At 51.6% G+C, this 20,676-nt stretch carries 8 protein-coding genes; 1 reads left to right on the top strand and 7 read right to left on the bottom strand.

What is annotated here, in order from left to right; translation table 11 throughout:
- Positions 1 to 2 precede the first annotated feature (2 nt).
- The 6 genes from ACFQ2T_RS13415 to ACFQ2T_RS13390 all read right to left on the bottom strand — a co-directional run bounded on the left by ACFQ2T_RS13415 (position 3) and on the right by ACFQ2T_RS13390 (position 9,083).
- On the bottom strand, positions 3 to 413 hold the full coding sequence (locus ACFQ2T_RS13415) for an ExbD/TolR family protein (RefSeq protein ID WP_379035276.1): 411 nt from the start codon (positions 411 to 413) through the stop codon (positions 3 to 5).
- Positions 414 to 422: 9 nt separating this feature from the next.
- Complete coding sequence (locus ACFQ2T_RS13410; protein ID WP_379035274.1) at positions 423 to 2,102, bottom strand: DUF2341 domain-containing protein; 1,680 nt, start codon at positions 2,100 to 2,102, stop codon at positions 423 to 425.
- 179 nt (positions 2,103 to 2,281) lie between these two features.
- Entirely contained in the window at positions 2,282 to 2,803 is a 522-nt protein-coding gene (locus tag ACFQ2T_RS13405) for a PEP-CTERM sorting domain-containing protein (RefSeq protein ID WP_379035271.1), read from the bottom strand.
- Between the two features lie 30 nt (positions 2,804 to 2,833).
- Positions 2,834 to 5,131 (bottom strand): 5'-nucleotidase C-terminal domain-containing protein, encoded by a 2,298-nt coding sequence (locus ACFQ2T_RS13400; RefSeq protein ID WP_379035269.1) that lies wholly within the window; start codon positions 5,129 to 5,131, stop codon positions 2,834 to 2,836.
- 48 nt (positions 5,132 to 5,179) lie between these two features.
- Positions 5,180 to 5,947, bottom strand: a complete 768-nt coding sequence (locus ACFQ2T_RS13395; RefSeq protein ID WP_379035267.1) for a PEP-CTERM sorting domain-containing protein — start codon at positions 5,945 to 5,947, stop codon at positions 5,180 to 5,182.
- Between the two features lie 94 nt (positions 5,948 to 6,041).
- Positions 6,042 to 9,083, bottom strand: coding sequence for an ExeM/NucH family extracellular endonuclease (locus ACFQ2T_RS13390; RefSeq protein WP_379035265.1), 3,042 nt, complete (start codon positions 9,081 to 9,083; stop codon positions 6,042 to 6,044).
- A gap of 373 nt (positions 9,084 to 9,456) precedes the next feature.
- Between ACFQ2T_RS13390 and ACFQ2T_RS13385 the strand changes: the two genes are divergently transcribed.
- The gene (locus tag ACFQ2T_RS13385) at positions 9,457 to 10,530 is read left to right on the top strand and encodes an alpha/beta hydrolase (RefSeq protein WP_379035262.1); all 1,074 of its coding nucleotides are present in this window, start codon (positions 9,457 to 9,459) and stop codon (positions 10,528 to 10,530) included.
- A gap of 93 nt (positions 10,531 to 10,623) precedes the next feature.
- Here the strand turns inward: ACFQ2T_RS13385 and ACFQ2T_RS13380 are convergent, their stop codons facing one another.
- Positions 10,624 to 20,664: a filamentous haemagglutinin family protein gene (locus ACFQ2T_RS13380; protein WP_379035260.1), complete on the bottom strand. Its 10,041-nt coding sequence runs from the start codon at positions 20,662 to 20,664 to the stop codon at positions 10,624 to 10,626.
- Between the last annotated feature and the right edge of the window lie 12 nt (positions 20,665 to 20,676).

The following is a 20,676-nucleotide window of genomic DNA, read 5'->3' as shown; positions in this document are numbered from 1 at the left end:
GCTTATTCCACAACCTTTTTGGTGACCAGGCCTACTTCAGTGATATCCAGGCGTTTACAGATCTCCAGCACTTCTGAGATTTTTTCATAATGCGCGGCGGCATCGCCTTTGAGGACGACGGGCAGTTCAGGATTGCTGCCTTTGTATTCCGCCAGACGCTGTTCCAGCTGCGCCATATCGACCGGAAAAGCATCCAGGTAGACACTGCCATCACTGGTCACGGTAATTGCGCGCATTTGCGGTTTGGCCAGTGCGGCAGAGTTGACGGTATGCGGCATTTCCACTTTGACGCCCTGCACTGAAGCGGTGGTCATGATGATAAAAATCACCAGCAACACATACGCCAGGTCCAGCATGGGCGTAATGTTGATTTCATCGTAAAGCTGGTTCTCTTCCTTGACGCCTTCTGACATCGCGCTGCCTTATTCCTTACCGTACAGTTCAGCGGTACGGGTAATGAATTCATCGACGAAAATCTGCATGGCGATGGTGATGTTTTTCACACGGCTGGCCAGGTAGTTATAGCCAAACAGCGCGGGGATCGCCACACCGAGACCGGCGACAGTGGCTAACAACGCAGCCGCAATACCCGGCGCAATCGCGTTGACGTTCACGTCACCCGCGGCAGCAATCGCGGCAAAGGTGATCATCACACCCACCACCGTACCCAGCAGGCCGAGGAAAGGGCCACCGGAAATCGCGATGGTCAGTAACACCATCATGCTGTTCATGCGCTGGGTTTCACGTACCAGGTCGGCATCCACTGCGGCTTTAATCGCATCGATAGAAGCACCACCCAGTGACACTTTGCCGTCGTGCTCACGTTTCTTGATTTCGCGCAGACCGGCTTTATACAGGCCAAACAGGTTGGAATTTTTGTAAGCGCCAGTCTTGTCCAGGTTCAGTAAATCCTGGGTAGAAGCCTGCTGGAAGCGCTTGAGGAACAGCGCATTGTCTTTGTCTGTAATGGTCACCAGACGGGCCTTGCTGAACATCACCCACACACTGATCACAAACATCACGGCCAGAATGCCGATCACCACTTTGGCATCGACCGTCAGGCTGTCGATCAGGATGCCCATATAATTGGCTTCACCGCCCTCTTCAGCCTCGCCTTCACCAGCCGGAGTGACCACAACCAGCTTGGCATCCGCGCCTTGCGATTGCGCTACCAGACCAAGCCAGGCAGCGCTACGTGCGGTAGATGCCAGTTGTAATTCATCGATCTCGGCATTCAGCGCCGCACCAACCGTCAAGGTAGCGGCAGCTTGTGCATCACTGGCGGCCGCCTGGCCTACAGATAGCCCATTGATATAAAGAATGGCCTGGCCGCCCTGGAATACCAGTGCGATATGCTGCCATTGGCCAGGCTTCAACTCACCGCCAGCCGCAGAAGCTGTACCGGCTTGCAATGCCATGGTATTGCCGTTCAACTTCAGGCTGACATTGCCACTTTTAAACACCTCAGCGGTTTGTGGCAAGCTAGCCGTTTTCAACCAGACTGACCAGGTCGCACCATTTGCTAACTGCGGTGCGGCTGGCAGGGTAATCGTCAGCGGACTATTATTAAGTACTGCGCTCTCGGCAATCAGCCCGGCTTTTTGCTGGGTCGCATTGCCGCTGGCTGTTAGCTGGCTGGGGCCGCTATCTTTCAGCAAAGCATTTTCCGAGAAAGCAAAACGTGCCACCAGGGCCGGGTCATTCAGTACTTGTGCATCGCTGGCGGTCTTGGCTCCTTCATTGCCGGTGTACAAGCTGATCGCCAGGTCTTTGTTGGCAGATGACAATTGCGGCAACACTACCCAGGCCACACCCAGCTCATTCACCGCATCATATTTTTCAAGGGAGAATTTGAGTTCAGTTTTGTCATCGGCTGCAATAAAGCGGATGTCCGAACCATCTACGTTGGCGCCGGTGAAGTCAAAATTACCGGAATGCAGGCGCACCAGCACCGGTGCCTGGTTTACTGCCTCTTTCACATTGGCCGTGTCTATGGTGATTTTTTGTTGTGTGGCCCAGTCTGCATTCCAGGCAGCCTGCACTGGTAAAGCAAGGGTCATTAAACAGAGGCTGGCGATCAAACCAAGGGTAGACTTCTTCATATCCATCACAGTCGAGTTAATTCGAGGTGCAAGTCTATATAGCGAATGTGGCAGAGAAATTAAGATAGGACTAGGCGGACTAGTTTTTTTATTTTCATAAAAAAACAGCCCGGCAAAACCGGGCTGGAGTGAGCGTTTATGCCTGTTAAACAGGTCTGGGTAAAAGTACGTTAAACCGTTTATTTTGGCTGGCGGCGAGCTGCAATGTAACCCATCAGGCCCAGGCCGATCAGGATCATGCCGGACTGTGTAGGCTCTGGCACGGCGGAAAGTGTATACGTCAGGTTGCCAGCACCGGACAAACCCAGTGAAGTATCGTAGGCAAAGAAGGCATCGCTGCTATCTGACCAACCAGCCACCAGGCTGAAACCGATCGCCGGGTTAGTCGCATCTACAGACCATTCGATACCGGTAAACACGCCATCCTGGAATACTGCAGTAGCTGGCGCTAGTGCTGCTGTACCCAGATCAAACAATGTGCTGCCAAAGTTGAATTGCAGGCTGCTAAGGTTGAGCAGTTCAGTCCCTGAAGACAGCAGGCCTGCATCATCAAAACTGAACTGGCCCTGGTAAGTGGTACCGTTGTAATGACCGGAATCCACTGCACCCGATACTTGCCAGGACTGAATGGCCGCTTGTGCAGGTAACACGCTGCTCAAAAGCGCGATCAGTGCTGCTTTTTTAATCAATGATTTCATCATATGTTCCTCTAAAAGAATTAATCGCAAAAATTAAAGAATAAAGTCTCTGGCAGGTGCCACTTGCCTGGCGGTCAGGCCTTTAAGGATGACCAGTGTTTTGGCGGCAGCCGGGCCTGCGGCGCCATCGGTATCCACCAGCACCTGTACACCCCCTGTCACATCCAGCAGCTTGATATAGCCGTCTGCAATCGCAACATTGGCTGAAACACCCAGCGAAGCCAGCAATGCGCTTAACTGTAATTTGTCGGCATACGGCGTAAAGTCGGTGATGGTGTCACCAGCATCACGTATGCTGTTGTAGACAAACACATCGTTACCTGCGCCGCCAGTCAGTGTATCCACACCCAGGCCACCGTTGATGATGTCATCACCGGCAGAACCCACCAGCACATCACGGCTGGCAGTGCCAGTGCGTGTCACGCCAGGAGTACTTGTAGCAATCGCCAGGTCAATCAGGCGGCCACCCTTGTCATACTGATTTTCCAGGCCATACAGATTGGTCGTGATTTCATCGCCATCGGCATTGCTCAAACGACCCAGGCCACCTTCAGCTTTTGGTGACTGGATGTAATTGGCCAGGGCTTCCTGGTAAGTAATGGTGAACGGGCTGTCTTCGAATACCACGTTGTTAGCAGCGAAAGGGAAACCGTCGCCACCTGCAGCCGTGAAGTCAATGGTCGTGAAAGAGAAGCTGCGGCTGTTGTTCACCACCACACCGTTATCGATCAATACAGTGCCGTCATCCAGCACCACGCGTTGCACGCGGTTACCGGTACCTTTAGTCGTTCTGGCAACATTGGTACTGTTATAAGTGACTTGCATACCGGAAACTTGCGGGTAACGGCCATTGGCTCTACCAGTCGGGCTGGTGTCGCCATAGCCATGTTCCAGCAGATCTTTCAGTTGCGTGGCATTCACCGCTGGTGCGCGTTTCACCAGGTTGGTGAATGGCAGGATATTGAACGTATCGCCCACAGATACATTACCAGCGGCAGCGATATTGGTACGGATACCACCACTGTTCTGGATCGCGACTTCTGTCTTACCGGCAAAACGCATCGCATCCGCGACCAGGTCACCCAGGCCGGTTTCAGCGTTACGTACACCAGCTACAAATGTGCATGGCAAAGCGGCACAAGTCGTATGTGTCGGGCCATTCAACTTCACTGCGGTGGTACCGATGATCTGTGCATTCAACACAGAAATATAGTTCTGCACTGGTGTCACTACTTGCGCTTTAATGGTTGCATCACCGGCGACACGGTCTGCATCGGCAGCGGCACCGGTCACACGCATCATTTTGCTGGATTCAATCGCCACAAATTTACCGTTGCTGTCATCAATCGTAAAATTGACCTGACCCACATAACGGTTACCGAAGTGGCTGGTTAATACCGGCACTGTTTTGCCATTTGCATCCACTGCATTGACAGGGTGTGAAGTGAAAGTCGCAGCAACGCCACCATTGATCAATGCATCATCAGGGTCCACCATCAACTCATGGCCGCCACCGGATAACACCAGGTCAACACCGGTCAGCGCCGGAATCACCACATTGATCTCGTTAGCCGCATTTTGCAGGTGGCTCATCAAAATCACGGTAGTCACCCCTTGCTCGCTGCGCAGGCGCGTGACTTCAGCCTGGATAATAGGAATCAGCGCCTGCAGGTTTTGTGCTTCGGTATTGCTGGCATCGTAGCCAATCACATTCACCGCACCCGGGGATGAGATATTCGGCAGTAAAGGGGTTGTTGCACCTACCAGGCCGATTTTATGACCGGCAGTGGTGGTGATCACTTTAGAAGGAGCTACTTGACCGCTGGCTTTCAATGCACTGAATTCAGAAGTGGCATTGAAGTTCAGGTTGCTGGAAAGGTAAGTACTGCCTGACACTTTGGCAAAACGGGCAGCTACTTGCGGGCCCAGATCAAATTCGTGGTTACCAAACACCATGGCATCAAAACCAATCTGGCGTAAGGTAATCGCATCGTAATAGTCCTGGCCGCCATCGCTGAAGCTGCTAGCCAGATTATTCAGGCTGGCAGTGAACCTAGGGCCAGGTAAGAATGCATCACCCGCATTCAGTTTCAACACGGTGCGGTTTTGCGCCACAGCCGCTGTTTCGGCATTTTTGATCACAGAAGCCAGGCGGTCCACACCGCCGTAAAACGAGATGGCCTGGCCAGCGTCATCGCGCAAGTTACCTTGTGCAGATAACAACCAGCTTTCCTGGTCACCTACGTGCAATACAGTGACACCTTCTGCCCAGGCAGCACCGGCAGTGAATGCCAGTGCCACGCATGCAGTTAATTGTTTCAGTTTAAACATGTTCTTCTCCATGGAGTGCCGCGAAAATCACGGCACTCTTTTTCAGTATTAACGTGATTGACGACGGCGAACCAGGCCCAATACACCCAAACCAGCCAGCAACATCGCTGCGCTGTCAGCTTCCGGGACTGGTGTCACTGCGTTAATGGTGAATGCAGTCGTGTTAGGTACTACACCGGCTGAAACGCTGTTGTTTACAGTGTCTACAGTCCAGTTATTCACATTAGCCACTTGCGCCTTGTAATCAGAAAAGTTGTTCAGGCCGCTACGTACGCCGTTGTATTCGGCATAGTCTGGCTCGCTGGAAGCACCGGCTTTTGCAGTCAGTTCAATGGCGTTCACACCGCTGGTCAGGCCAGTGTTGGTCAACGGACCATGCGCGGCAAAGGTGCCGTTAGTGATGGCTGACAGGAATGTGGTTGGTGCGGTAGCGCCAGACCCTACATAGGCATAGACCGTTTCACCCGAGTTGGAAAGACCCCAGTTGCTGTTACCGCTCACTGTTGCACGGGACAATGTACCGGTTGAGGCTGACAAAGTGGCTTTGTCGTATTCGGCAAAACGTACTACAGTGCCTGCGGTCACAACACTGCTGGAAACCCACTGGTTGTAGCTTTCGCCAGTGTTGAATGCACTGCCGGTCCACTCGTTATCGCTGAAGTAGATCGTCGTGTTGGCAGCGATATCAACAAAAGTCACAAATGACAGGCCATCTTCATCGGCGTTGAATGAAGTGAACAGGATGTCACCGGCATTCAATGCCGCGTTGGCTTGGCTAGATAGCAACAAGGCTGCGATTAAACTGATTTTTTTCATGATAAATCCTCTCAAATTAAATTTTAATAACCGCTTATTTCATGGTTTGTTGTTTGCCAGCGTGATGCTTGGGTCACGCTGGCTTATGAGCTACTTACCAACGTACGTCGCGCTGGGCATTCAGGTTGGCCGATGTCACCCCTCTCAAGGTCACCAGCGGCTTGGCTGAAATCTGCAACTGTGTACCGCCGGCAACGCTGACCCAGCGTGCCACCCCGTCATCGAACGGTTGTGCGCCCTGGTAGCCTATGCTTTGCAGCAGTTCACGGATGTCCAGCTGGTCTTCGTTTGGCGTAAAGTCAGTAATGGTGTCAGTTGCATCGCGCAGGCTCTGGTAGACGAACAGGTCGCGGCCAGCACCACCGGTGAGGGTGTCAGCACCGATACCGCCGGTCAGTACGTCATCACCCGCAGTGCCTACCAATGTGTCGCGCTGAGCTGAGCCTTGCACGGATTTCACCAGTTGCAGGCCAACGATCACCGGATCATGGTCAGAAGAACGGTACGGTGATTCTGTGTAAAGGTCTTGCGGTTTAAACTCGGTGTTGTAATCGATGACAAACGGTTCATCGGCGTTGATATGCCAGTGCACAGTGCCCGTTACTTTCGCGGCCAGATCAGCATTTGCCAATGCGTGATCCAGGTAACCGGATTCGCCATCAAACACATAGGAGTAACCGGCCTGGTCATTGAAGCGTGCAATCTGGTCCTGTAAACCGGCGTTTTCAAGGACCAGCACCGGGTCTTCCTTGCCGTAAGCATTCAGGTCACCAATCACCATCACATTCGTATTATTAGCCTGATTTTTCACGGTCTGGATGAATTGCACTAACTGGTTAGCTTGTGCGAGACGTTGTGAGTTGTAGCAACCCTGGCCGTCACCCTGGTCCGCATCTGCGCCACCTGCATCTGAGCAGCTTTTTGATTTCAGGTGATTCACCAGCACGGAGAACTTCTCGCCATTGGCAGCCTGGAACGTTTGTGCCAGGGTTGGGCGGTTATTGATGCTGTTGTTATCAGACAAGGCCACAGAGGCTGGTGTCAATTTAGCCGGTTTGTAAATCATGGCTACCTTGATCGCATCAGTACCGGTACCGTTGGCAGGGTCAGCAATCACGGCGTAGGTATTGGCACCCAATACTGCATTCAGGCCATTGACCAGATCTTGTGCTGCTGTCGCTCCGTTGTTCTGGATTTCCATCAGGCCAACCACATCGGCATTGATCGCTGTCAGTGCACGCACGATCTTGTTACGCTGACGGTTGAATTCCACCAGGTTATTGGCACCGCGGCAGTTAGAGGCAGACACGCTGCTACCCAGGCGGCAACCCTGGCCGGACTGGCCGCTGGCGGTTGCGCCGTTAGTAAAGGTTGTGAAGTAGTTCAGCACGTTGAAGCTGGCAACTTTGACATTACCACCTACGCTGGCGGGTGTTGCAGTACGCACATTTTCACGGCTGAATTGCACTGGCTCGGTTGGATGCAGCTTGTAGTCACGTGGACCCGGGTTGGAAGCAGTGATCAAGCCATGATCAATCACGCCGGTCAGGTTTTCCACAATGTCGCCAGCGCGCAGGGTATCGTCTTCGCCGATAAAGGGAATCGGGTTAGGGTTTTGCACACTGCTGCCGTCATCCAGTACCAGGCGGCGGCGGGCATTATCATCAGCCGCTTGTGCCGCAGCCGCTGAGTTGGCCGGGTGGATATTGGTCGGCTTGATCATGCGGCCTTCAGCAGACAAAGTCACCTGGCCATAACGACCCTGGAAGTAATTCTGTGAAGCGGTCATTGGCGTAGTGATGCGTACCAGCATGCCTTCGTAAGCTTCCAGGTCACCCTCGGTGACTTCCGGCAAGGTGATGTCTGTCGGCAGGATGACGTTGTTGCTGCTCAACACTTGCAAGCCACTGACGTTAATCAGCTCGGTGATCGTGTTGAATTCGGTCACGCTGGCATTCAGGCGGACTTTCTGGCCTTTGCTGACCGTTGGCGTCACACCGGTGCCCAGGTAAACAAAAATACCGTCAGAAGTCAGCGGGTTATTGTCGCCCGCTTCATCCTGTATGTAGAAACCATTCAGTCCCGGGAACACGGCAGTCACTACACCTTCGGTAGTGACTGTTTGACCATTGAGCGGGCTGACTGAAGTCACACCTAAACCACTGCCCTGGATCTGGAAGATACGGGTGATGCTGCTGCTTTGCACAGTCACGTTCACGTTACAGGTCGCAGTTTGCGCTTCGTTATTGGCAAACTTCACTTCAACTGCGTAATTACCTGCTGGCAGGCTGCCATCCAGTTGCAGGCTGGCACTGGCTGACTGGCCATCACTACCGGCTGCAACAATATTGTTCAGCGCCACACCGGCTGGTGCAGAAGCTGAAAGCGTGGCTGCATTAACGATGCTGTCTACATCAGAAGCCTGCAGTAACACTGAACCGGCTTCACCTACTTGCAGGGTGACTGCCGGGCAGGAAGTGACGATAGGCTGGTTTCCACCGATACCGCCACCGCAGACATTCACCGCACTGCTGCTGTTACGTGGTGCAGGTGTGCCGGTAGAGAAATCGCTACCGTTTTGATTGGTATCCAGGCAGCCATTGTTTTTTCTCAATAATGCGGTACTGCTGCTGATTGCCGAAGCCGCTGAGCCTTCAAAGAAATTAGCTGAACCATAACCAACCAGATCAACGATCTGTGCCAGTTGTGCCGGGCTACAAGCGGTTGAACCGCCGTTACAGGCCAGGCCTGTGCTGCTATTTACCAGCACAACCTTGCCGTTAGTGCCGCTCATATCAGTGGCGTTGTTGCTGGTATCAGGCGTTGGCAATACTGAACCATTGGCTGCACTTCTCAACCCTGCCAGGTAATATTGGCCTGGCTGCAACAAACCTGACAGCGTTGTAATACCGTTGGCAGAAAAATTGCCGGTACCGGTGGCGCTGCTGTACTGCACAGACCAGCCACTGATATCAACGGCAGTGTTGCCGTTGTTGAACAGCTCCACATAATCCTGGTTAAAGACATTGCCCTGACCACCATAGATCTGGCTGATGACGACACCCGCCTGCGCTGTCAGGCTCATTTGTACCAGCCCGGACAACGCCAGTAACCACTGTAATTTTTTTAATTTCATTTCTCAGACTCCGCAAGTTTTCGACTTGAATAAAAGCCTGATTAATTTAGCAATTTAGCGAGGGGAAATTATTAAGTTTGCCGCCACGAAACTAGGTAGGTCGGACTAGGGAAAAGGGATAAATGCAGATGAATTAATACATTTTTAGGTCAGTGACCAGCTTGTGGAACTAGGCATTTGGAAGAAATGCGCTCTCAAGGCTTAATCTAGAAAACTAAACAAATACGTCGGCCAGCAAAAACGACCTGCGTGAGAAATGCCTGTAAAGCTTGTCCTACATTAAATTGGTGCGATGCCTGATAGGAACTAATAAGGTATCTGGCTAAGGTAAAGCTTTAATATTTCACCTTGATAAAGCTTGGAAAGGATAGTCATGACAACACCAAGAAACGACACTTTGCTCAATAAAGTTGCGGGGATCATTCCTGCGATTGAAGGCTCTGCTCCGGTGGAGGCGATTAAAAAAGTATTGGGTGGCGAACCACCAACTGCTGACCCTGATATGCAAGTCGTCATTGACACACTTGTATCGCTGGGTGGCAAACCAATCGAAACCTTGTCACCAGAAGAAGCGCGCCAACAGCCGACACCGGCAGATGCAGTCAAAAAAATACTGACCGATAACGGTCATCCGCCACGCGCACAACTATTCACCTCAACCACCATCAGCATCCCCGGCGGGCCAGTAGGTAGCGTGCCCGCTCAGGTTTATACGCCATTAGTGGGCGATGGCCCCTTCCCGGTCATTCTGTATTTCCATGGTGGTGGCTTTGTGATTGCCGATACCAAAACCTATGAAGGCTCCATCACTGCATTGGTACAAGGTGCGCAGGCAATCGTGGTGTCACTGGATTACCACCAGGCACCGGAACACCAGTTTCCTACCCAGCCTAATGAAGCGTTTGCAGCATACCAGTGGCTGCTCACTCACGCTGAGGAACTGAATGGTGACCGCAAACGCATCGCCGTTGCCGGTGAGAGTGCCGGCGGCAACCTGGCAGCAGTGGTGTCATTAATGGCCCGTGACAAAGATGTCACCTTGCCAGTACACCAGCTGTTGATTTACCCATTGGTGAATAACAATGTGTTCAATTCATCCTATATCGATAATGCCAACGCCAAACCGTTAAACGCTGCCATGATGAACTGGTTTTTCAAACATTACAGCGAACCTATCGATGCTTACAGTTCTTATGCATTGCCTGATAAAGCAAGTTCTTTGAAAGACTTGCCGCCAGCGACCGTGATCACGGCAGAGATCGACCCCCTGTATGAAGAGGGCAAGGAGTTTGCCGAACGCCTGGAAAGTGATGGCGTACCGGTTGCTTACCGCCACTACACTGGCGTAGTGCATGAGTTCTTTGGCATGGCAGATGTGGTGGCCAAAGCCAGGGAAGCGCAGGTGTTTGCGATCGGGGAACTGCGCAAGGCATTTGCAGCAAACTAAATCTTGATATTGTGTAATAAAAAAAACGCCCACAGTCAGTGGGCGTTTCCAGTATCGCTGGCAAGACTTTAATTTGTAATGAGTTTCCCTGGTCTATCGGCCTATCCCTATCACATCCACAGAAATGATAGAAGGCAATACCGGCTTCGTAAACGCATTATTCACTGCAGAATTGGCCACACTCTGCGCGACAGCCTGGGCAGCAGCATTCACGGAATCAGGATTCGTGGTTGTGTTTAGGCCTGCTACTGCGGTAGTCGTCGTGGTAGGCACGCCGGTGGATCCGGCGCTTGCCTGGATATTTCCCGCATTTAATACCACAGGCGCAACGATCTGGATAATGCCCTGAATACCCGCTTCACCGGCATCCACAACCGGCGCAGTCAGGAATACGTTACCCTGCGTAGGAGCTTTCTGCGGTCCGTTCGGGCCATCAGGATCGTAAGTCTGCGCCCGGATACCACTTCCGGAAGCTACGCCACGGACCTCAACAATGGTATTACCGAAAACATCTGTCTGTACAATACGCTCGGGCACAGAGGTGGCTGTTTTAGAACCCCTGCCGGCGTCGATCGTCCCATTGGTAGACCAGATGGCGATGTCGCTACCATATTGCGTAATCACCTTGGACTGGTTCACCGAGAAATCACCATCGGCAATCGCACGGATCTCTCCGCCTTTTTCAGTGATGATACCGATGTCATCGCCACCCTGACCTGGCACACCGACGTTGATCAGGCCACCAGGCGCTACCAGATCTATGCTGCCGCCACTGTTAGTGGATATCTTGGAGTTGAACAGCAGAATATCGCCTGCAGCCTTGGTCGGATAAAGCGCCGCCAGGGCATCATTACCGCGGTCATGATTGCCGGCCTTGGCAAATGATTGCGCTGAACTGATTAACTCAGTTGTTAAATGCCGGTTCACGAATACGGTTTTAATCGCATTTGACTGGGCATTAAACTGGGTAAACGCCTGCGCTTCTGTCAGCGTATTATTCCCTGTCAGTTTTTTCATGAACGCCAGCAAATAAGCTGCCGTTTTTTCTTTATAGCTGTTCAGGCCGCTGTCATTACCATCCAGTACGTCAGGTCCTGCTCCGGTTGGCGCAATGTAGCGGTCAATATAATCCTGTACTTTGGCCCCTGCACCCACACCTGCCAGCATACTGATGGAAGATCCTGCTGCCGCCGGCAGCAAGGTATTGACCCGCGAAGCAGGCGTGAACTGGAAGTCACCCTGTTTCGTACCCGTGCTGCCAGTCGCCTGAATACTGGTCACATCCGTATAAATCAGGTCAACATTTCTGCCAGCCTGAACCAGTAACTCTCCTGGCCCGGCAATCACAATATTCTTGGTGTTCACATCGCGGCCAGCGGCAACCACACTGATATCGCTGCTGCGGTTATTCTGCAACCCGATATTCAGGTTAGTGACATCCTGGCCAGCTACAATCTGCGTCGCTTTCGGCAAGTAGATTAGGCCAGGTACGGCACTGTCAGAGCCACGAATATCACCTGACTTGGTCACAATCAGGGATGTCTGGAAATCGTTCGCATGTAACAAGCTGGTGGCATGGTTATTAAAATACGGCAGGTTATCGGCCAGTAATTCTTCATCTCCACTAAAGAAAGCGGACCTGACCGGATTGTTCATCCCTGGAATATCTGTCACATTGGCATCAGACATCAATAATTTGCCAATTGAAATATGCTGGTCTGCCAGTAATGAAAGATCACCTTTGCTGCTTGGGACTAAATAAGCCTGACCCACGGTAATGCTGCCATTTTGTGCAGCAATGGAGAGTGTGCCAGGGTTCAGGCTCATCCCTCCATAAACATTCTCGCGTAATCCGGTCGATTGAGTGAGCAAACTACTTAGCTGCGTGGCATAAGTGACGTCGCCAGTAAGCGCGCTCAGCTTTACTGAGGCTGTTTCGCTGTAGGTATTGAAATAGCTGTTATGAATAGTGCTGTCATTAATTGGTCTGATCGAGGCATTGATCAGGGATTGCGGCGCCAGCGTAGGATTCAATGTGCCTTCAATCAGCATATCCTTACCTGCGCTCACATCAAATTGACCATCCATCATCGCCAGTACAGTGCCATAAAGTTTATCTGGTTGCGCAGTGATACTGCCATCAACCTTGATATTCCCTTCACCTTTGCCAATGAAATAGACACCACTGTATAAATCGCCGCCGGCGGTAATGTTCAGGTTACCTCCACCATTTACTACGCCGTTACCTGTAGCACCGGCACCGAAGTTATCATAACGGGCAGAAGTAGGTACAGAGGCTGAAAAATTCGCAATATTGCCGCCAGCATTGATAGTGACATCACCACCTCCAAGTGCGCCAAGGCTTTGCTTAAACTGGTCATTTCGTATCCACCAAGAAGCATCTTTCAGCTGATTGTTACCAGCCTGACGCGACAGCCATTGATTGATTACCTGACGGCTGTCATTTTCCGAACCGTTGATATTGCCGCGCACATTTAAAGAAATATCACCCCCATTGTCCAAGTATAAGGGACGTTGCGCACTGACTGGAGGTGTAAAACCTGGTAGCTCAGCAGCCTCGACACCTGCCGTGTAAATGACGGAGTTGGCATCGCCCATGACAAGATCACCACCTGTCGCGACTTCTATATTGCCAGTGCCTGTCCTGATCAGTTTATTGCTGCCCAAAGTCAGGTTACCTGATTCGCTATTGCCATCAAAACCGATGGTAGAGGGCAATGTACTCATGACATTCGCCGAACCCATATCTGCACCAGCCACCAGTCTGTAGCTCCAGGAGTCACCAATACCAATGGCGGCACCCGTTGCCGCAGTGGCAAAACCGTCGCTGATGGAGCCATTGATATTCAGGTTATTGGCTGCTCGCAGTGTCAGGATTCCAGGCTCATTTCCGGCACGTGTATCACTGTAAAGATTCCAGTCTGCATTCACTGCCAGATCACCGTTTGAGCGTATCTCCTGACCAGCACGCAGATGGAAATGACTGTCGCCGGTTTTACCTAACGAGGCCAAAATACCGGCCTGATTTCCCATAAAGCTGGTCACATCACTGGCAAGTGTGTTGTAGCCGAGTGTGCTTCCTGAACCATTACCTGCGGTTAGGGCATTCACATTGTTATATACACGGAACGCTTCCAGGGTCACGGATTTTGCACCATTGATAGTGGTTTCAAGCGCGCTCACGGCAACTCCGTTGCCAGAGCCTGCACCGGTACGTGGTGCACGTAAATGCACCGTACCGCCAGACCCATTCGCACCACCAGCCACTGAGATTGTAGAGCCCTGGTTCAGGTTGAGTGCACCATTCTGGGTGGCCAGCATGACCTTGCCACCTTCAGCACCAGCCTTGGAGGAGTTTGCTGTCAGTTGCGCACTGGACTGCAAGGTAACATCACCGTTTGCATTCAGGCTGATGGAGCCTTGCTTGTCACTATTGGCATTAATGGTACCTACAACGTTAATGGCACCCTGATCCGCAGTCACGGTCACCTGTTTCGCAGTCAAAGATTGCGTACCAGTACCATCGACAACCACATCTCCGGTACGCACACGATAACTGCGGCTTTGGCTAAAGCCTTGCGCCTGCTGGTCAACGGCGACGACAGAAGGCAAAGCCTTGACATCCACCTCAAGTGAACCGCCTTTATCTGTACCTAGTGCCCGGCCATCGAGCTGCCCTTGCAATTGCAGACTGCCTGAGGTGGCTGAAACAATGACTTTACCGGCATCTGCATCGCCCTGCGCGCTGACATTCACCACCGCGCCCGCATCGGTGACAATATCACCGCCACTGCTTAACTGGACTTTGCCGGCATCAATATGCGTGGTTTTTTCGGCGTAGGTTTTAGTGGCTGACGCGGCTGTGACGACTGCCTGGCTACCAAGGTTTAAGTGTGTATTCGCCTGCAAGTTAATTTGCCCGGCCAGCGTTTCAATGCGGCTATTGACGTTAAGTTGATCTGCCTGCAGCGTCAGCTTGCCACCGATATTGGTATTGGCAGCCAACCCTGTCGTAATTCCCTGGGTAGTGGATAATGTCCCGGCAGTTCCTATTGTGTAATTCGCTGAACTTGAAGCAGTGATCCTGCCTACATTTAGCTGTGTTTGATTCACTTGCAGATCCAGTGCACCACGTTCTGCCACAGTCAGGGACTTGGCATTGATCTGCACACCGTCAAATCCGCCTATGGTATTTTTATCCACCGCGGCCACAGCGTTATTTTCCAGCGCACCGCCAGGGTCACCGATCAAATGCACAGACTCGGCATTCACCTGCAATGTCCTGCCTGAAGGATCGGCCGCCCCTGCATATGTGGCATCTACCGTATTCTTCAAGGTAAATGTCTTGGTATTAATTGTCACGGTCTGATTGGCAGGTGCAGCTACTTCCCCATTCGCCAGGTGACCGGCAATCCCTGCTGCATTCACGGTCAGGTTCAGCTTGTCATTGCCGAAAGAGACATCGCCAAAAGTATCCACGGTACTGTAACTATTCAAGGTCAGGTTAGCGATATTATCCAGTTGCGACAGTGTCTGGTCACTCACATGCAGGCCGGACACACCACTGGGCACATCGCCAATCAGGATGCGGTTGGAACCAAGTGTCGCACTTGCGCCATCTGCCAAGGAAATATTCCCGTCAAACGTTACATTCTGGCTTCCATCGATGACCAGCGAGTTGCCCGCCGAGATTTGAGAGTTGGCAGCGATATTCAAACTGCCGCTCTGGGCATTGATAGATGAACCTGTACGTGTATATTGCAACTGGTTATTGGATGACAGCCCAAGGAAAGCACCATCTCCGCTGGTGTTTACATTGACTGTTTTAGGGTTTGCAGTTTTTGCACCCGTATCGATCTGTGCACCGGCAGCCACGTTCACACTGTCCGTCGCAGTCGCCATCAGCTCACCAGTCTGCAACACCTGACTCGCATCATTTTCTATGCTGACCGTATTGGCAACCGTATTGATGTTGGTGGTGTTATTGCTTTGGCTGCGGGTGCCGCCGAGCAGGATGCTGTCAGCGTTAAGTGCATTTAACTGGCTGACCTGCAATTGCAGGCTGGTGCTGTCAGTACTGTCTTTTTGATTGACCACGCGAATGCTGTTGGAGCTGATATCCACCATCAGGCCATCTGCACCGGTGATCTTGCGGCCAACGACACTGGCTTCCAGGGCTAACTGCTGCGCCTGTAAGGTTAGCTTGCCTGCATCCTGCGTATTTTTTACATCGGCACCACCAGTATTCGATGGATCATTGAAATAACTGCTGGCGTTGGTGATGACGTACTGGGAAGGCGCTTTGGAAACGGCACCTTCAGCTGGCCGGAACACACTGCCGTCTATCACGCGGAAAGTAGACCAGTTTGCATCTTTGGCACCAGTATTCAGGTCGGCCATATACCCTGTGGTCAGCTTGCTGCCATCCTGCAGGGCAGATGTCTGCCCGCGTACTAAGGAAGCATCGCTACGCTGCACGACAAAGGCACCAGGCACAAGTGCATACCGTGCAGGCAACAAAGTATAAGTGCCGGTAGGCACACCTGCCACACCCGTGATGTAAATGGTTTGTCCGATACCGGTAGTACCGTTGTTATATAAACGGTCTGTTGCAGCGTACTCCGAAGTCATGGCGGGTATCAGCGCATAGGTATCCGGTTGCGCCAGGATATCCTGGGTACCGCCTACCCCGCCGCTGATCCACTCATAGGCAAACAACTCGCCTCCCCCGGAAAGATCCACAGTGGCACCTTCACCGAGCTTGGTATCAGGCGCATTGATCGAAATCTCTTTTTCCACCAGGTTACGGGTTTTGCCGTCACCGGGGTTAAATACTTCACCAGCCGACATCGTCATGCCGAAAGGGATATTCTGTCCGGTACCGGAAACAGTGGTTAAACTGCCTGCACCCAGTGTGACACTCTCCGAAGCATTCAGGTGTATTTGCCCGAATGGCGCCTTGAGTACGCCATCCTGGTGGATTTTATTGGCCTGCAAGGTCAGGATGCCTCCGCCTGACAATACATTGGATGGTGCCAATCCACTGGAGCGCACATTGATCTGGCTGTTAGCACCCTCTGCCGTGAAAGTCAGTTTTGCACCCGAGTCAGGATAAATCTGCCTGGCGGTCAGGTTCAACTGACCTTGCGTAGTCAGCCCTGACTGAGTGGCCGCCTGCCCTACCTGCACAAAAGTCGCTTCACCCTGGCCATGGATATCACGCAATACATTCAGGTTGGTACGGCTGACGCCACTGGTTGCTACCAGGCCATCAATATAAACCTGGTTGGCATTCATTGTGAGCTCGCCGCTGCCGGTCAGTACTGCCGGGTCAACATCGTTTTTACGGCTATGCAACTGCAAATGACCTGCGGTGAGTTTGGCGTGACCATTATCCAGTACTTGCAGTACCGGAGTGTCCAGGCGCAGATTGCCGGCCACCTTCAAATCCAGATTACTAGCAAGCAGCATCTGGCTGGTTTCATTTGTGGCATTCTGGTCAAAGCTCCCCATGCGCACATTGTCAAAACCACCGGACTCGATTTGTGCCGCCGAGATCTGAGCGCGCTGTAATTGGCCGCTAGACGGAGTGACCGGACCGCTAGTCTTGAGTGCATCGCCTGCCTGGATATTAGTGGCTAATAATTGCAAGTCATTGGTGACATGGAAACGGCCGCTGCCATTTACATACATGGTACTGAAATCATCAGCAGGATAAGGGACCGCTTCAAAGAACATGTTCAGGCTCCCGCCTCTGCCTGTTCCTTGCGCCTGGCCTGATAACTTTCCATCTACCAGCAAGCTGCCATAACCAAATAAATTAATTTCGCCTGCATCACCGTAAAGTGTTTCGGTGATATAACCGCGGTTTGTCAGTGTTCGGGTGGCAACATTGGCGGCAGATACATTTAATAATGCACCCTGCTTGATGACCACAGCCCCTTTTTGTTCGCCATCAGCACTATTGATGGTAATGGTGCCAGCATTAACGATTTGATTCTGTTCCAGACCGCTACGTGAATTCGGCAAGCGGAAACTTGCCCCCGATACATCCAGCGTGGAATTACTGCCAACAAACACCATCTGGCTTGGATCTTCGGGCAGGGCTGAATCTTCATCGTTAATTCTTAGCGTGATATCTCCGCCTTTAGCAGTGATATCCCCAAGCACATTGACCTGCTTGCCCGCTGACAATTGTACGTTGCCACCGATATCTGTCTTGATATGTGCATTTTCATGTACGGTCAACACACCCAAATCATCGCCCGCACGGTATGTTGCAAAATCAAAAGAAACTGCCTGGCGTAAATAATCTGGGCGGGTGACCAGCCGGGTTACAGAAAAGATATTGTCAGTGCTGGCAGCATTATTGAATCCTGACTTCACCTGCAGATTCTGTGCAACGCCATGGACAATGCTGGTGGCACCCATATTCTCGGAACCAACATGGATATTGAAAGCACCCAGATTATATTTGGAGAAGCCACCCTGGCTGAAGAAACTGTTAGCGAGGCTAAAATTCAGTGCATCAGTCGCAATGTTGCCGGCACCTATATGCAGGTTGGTTTGTGTTCCTTCACCAAACTGGATACTGAGTTCACCGCCTTTATCAAATCCATAGGCGCGTAGCGTTAAATTAGAAGGCAACTGGCTTTTTGTAGTAAAGCTGATATTGTCAGCCTGGCCATTATGTAACGTACCGCCGCTATCTACGTAGGCCCCTGCTGAAGTATCAAGGGTTACATTTTGGCCGAACTCTACGATACCGGCCTGAATGCTACCGGCGTTTTCCGCTGTTTGCTGAGTTAATGCGCCCCTGATCCCGGTTTTATTATTGACGAAATTGCCTGCCGTAGAAATGGTTACATTATCTGCGATACGTGTCACGCCTGCATTCAGACGGACATCGATCCCATGTGCGGTAATATCCTGGTTAATATTAACAACAGTATCCCCTGCACGGCCCAATGTGAGCCACCTGTTCGTATCATCACCTAAGGCAGCCGCAGCATTGAATGCAGCGGTGCTCATCGGATCCAGTGTCAGTGCAGTATTAACGTTAAGGGTTTTTACATTTTGCAAATCGACGCGGTTAAATCCCTGACGCAGGAAACTGCTGCTGATGCGTGAAACAAAATCGTCTCCACCAGCCAGTTCTTCACCAAACGCGAAGTTATCCGATAAATTCTGTACTGATTTTTCGATATCAAGATTACGGGCACTGGCAATCAGGGAAGCGCCTAAAGGAATATTTTGTGAAAGCAACTGCTGCTGACTGATTCTGACATTACCCAACAGCGAACCATCCAGTACCAGTTTCTGCACGTAGCCAGTGGCATCGGGCGAGACTGCACGCACCTCGCCGGCATTACCCCCTTCAAAAAAGCTGGCCACCCTGTTGGTTAAATTGCCTAATGTATAGGTGCTCGTAGTCCCCCATTTAGGGTCGATCACCTTTTTTGTGTCGCCTATGGCACTGTAAGCCACTCCGGCCTTGGCTTGCGATATCGGCACCAGTTTACCGTTATAAACCAGTTGCGACTCTTTTAATGAACCAGCTTTATAAGTAGTAGAACCCCCTGAAACATTGATGGTAGACCCTTTTTCAGCAATGATTTCATTAGAAGTTGTTAATTTAACTGTCCCTGCATTGGTCATTTTCTCGGCAACAGTGGCCATGCGTGTCGAATCAATATAGGGCTGCAAGTCAAATAAATCTGTTCCTTTACGCGCATCCACGTAAACGGTTTTGCCAAACAGGTTGGAGCCGCGCAGGATAGGGTTATCTTTCAGGGCATCGGAGTTCAGCTGGACTGTCAGTTGAAAACGGTCCATAGATGCGGTGGCATCGACCCCTGATACATCAATGGTGGCGTTCTCACCCAGATGAATACGTCGGGCCACCGTGCTGTTCAATACGGAGGCAGCATCAAATAGGCTGCTCACTGTGACGTTGCCACCTTTTGCGCTGACCATGCCATCAATATTCACCAGGCTGCCCTGTATATTGATATCAGAAGTCTTGAACGCTAAAGACGCCAACACTTCTTCTTTATCATTCATTTCAGGGGTGACTTCCGTGACGCTTCCTTTTCCTAAAGTCACGATGCCGTCGCGACGCTCATCAGCCAACCCATTCACTACGTTCGCATCCGCCTGCGCAATCAGCCTTATAGAACCATTGGCACGGACAGACGTTGTCGCAGAAACGGTACCCATTTGATTGACAGCCAGTCCCATCATGGTGATGTTGCCTCGTTCGGCTACGATTTTACCAAGATTGGTGGCAGTACCGCCTGAAGCAACTTCAACCAGCATACCTGCAGGATCCTGGCTGCCTTTCAGATAGATCTTCTTACCCGCAGCCAGAATAGTCTGGCCATCAGGCGTCTTGATGACAGCATCTTTCTCAACTGTAACTTTAGGTGCAAATAACATCACCTTTCCGCCTTTGGCTGCATTGATCTGCGCACCAGACTCTACACGCACCTCAGCGTTGTTTACTTTTGCGGCCTGGTCTGGTGTCAGGTTAATCGTATCCACCAGCTCAAACACGCTGTTATACCCGCTATCATTAATGAAACCGGACTGGAACAGTTCATCGGTGATATTGAGGGTGCCGGCGAACAGGGAACCTACATTGAAAACAGCGTCTTTGCCAATAATCACGCCATTGGCATTCACAAAATAAATATTACCCGCAGCGTTCACATTGCCATTGATGACACTGGGATCTACACTATGCACGCGGTTCAGCATAGACCAGCCTGCCTGCATATTCACATTGAACTGCTGCCCTGCACCCAGGTTCAGCTTGTCGTAGTTGACGATCGCCTGGGGTTTTAATTGCTGGAAAGTGATCTGATTGGTGGTGGAGCTGAGCACCTTGGTTGATTCATTGACAATATCACGGATCTGGATGCCAGCCGGCAGATCCGCCCAGGCAGACATCACCATCCAGGGACCTGGCAGCATACTCAACGCCAGCCACATGCCTGCAGCGCGACGTGCACGTGTACGCCCTTCACCAGCGCAAGACGAAGCGACTTCAGACACCACCACCATGGCATGGTGAATTTTGCTGAATACCAGTTGATAGATGCCCTGATTCATGTCTTTACTCCA

The organism is Methylophilus flavus, from assembly GCF_042678905.1.
GTDB lineage: Bacteria > Pseudomonadota > Gammaproteobacteria > Burkholderiales > Methylophilaceae > Methylophilus > Methylophilus flavus.
The sequence above is the reverse complement of the archived record's forward strand: the minus strand, read 5'-3'. Positions and strand labels throughout refer to the sequence as shown.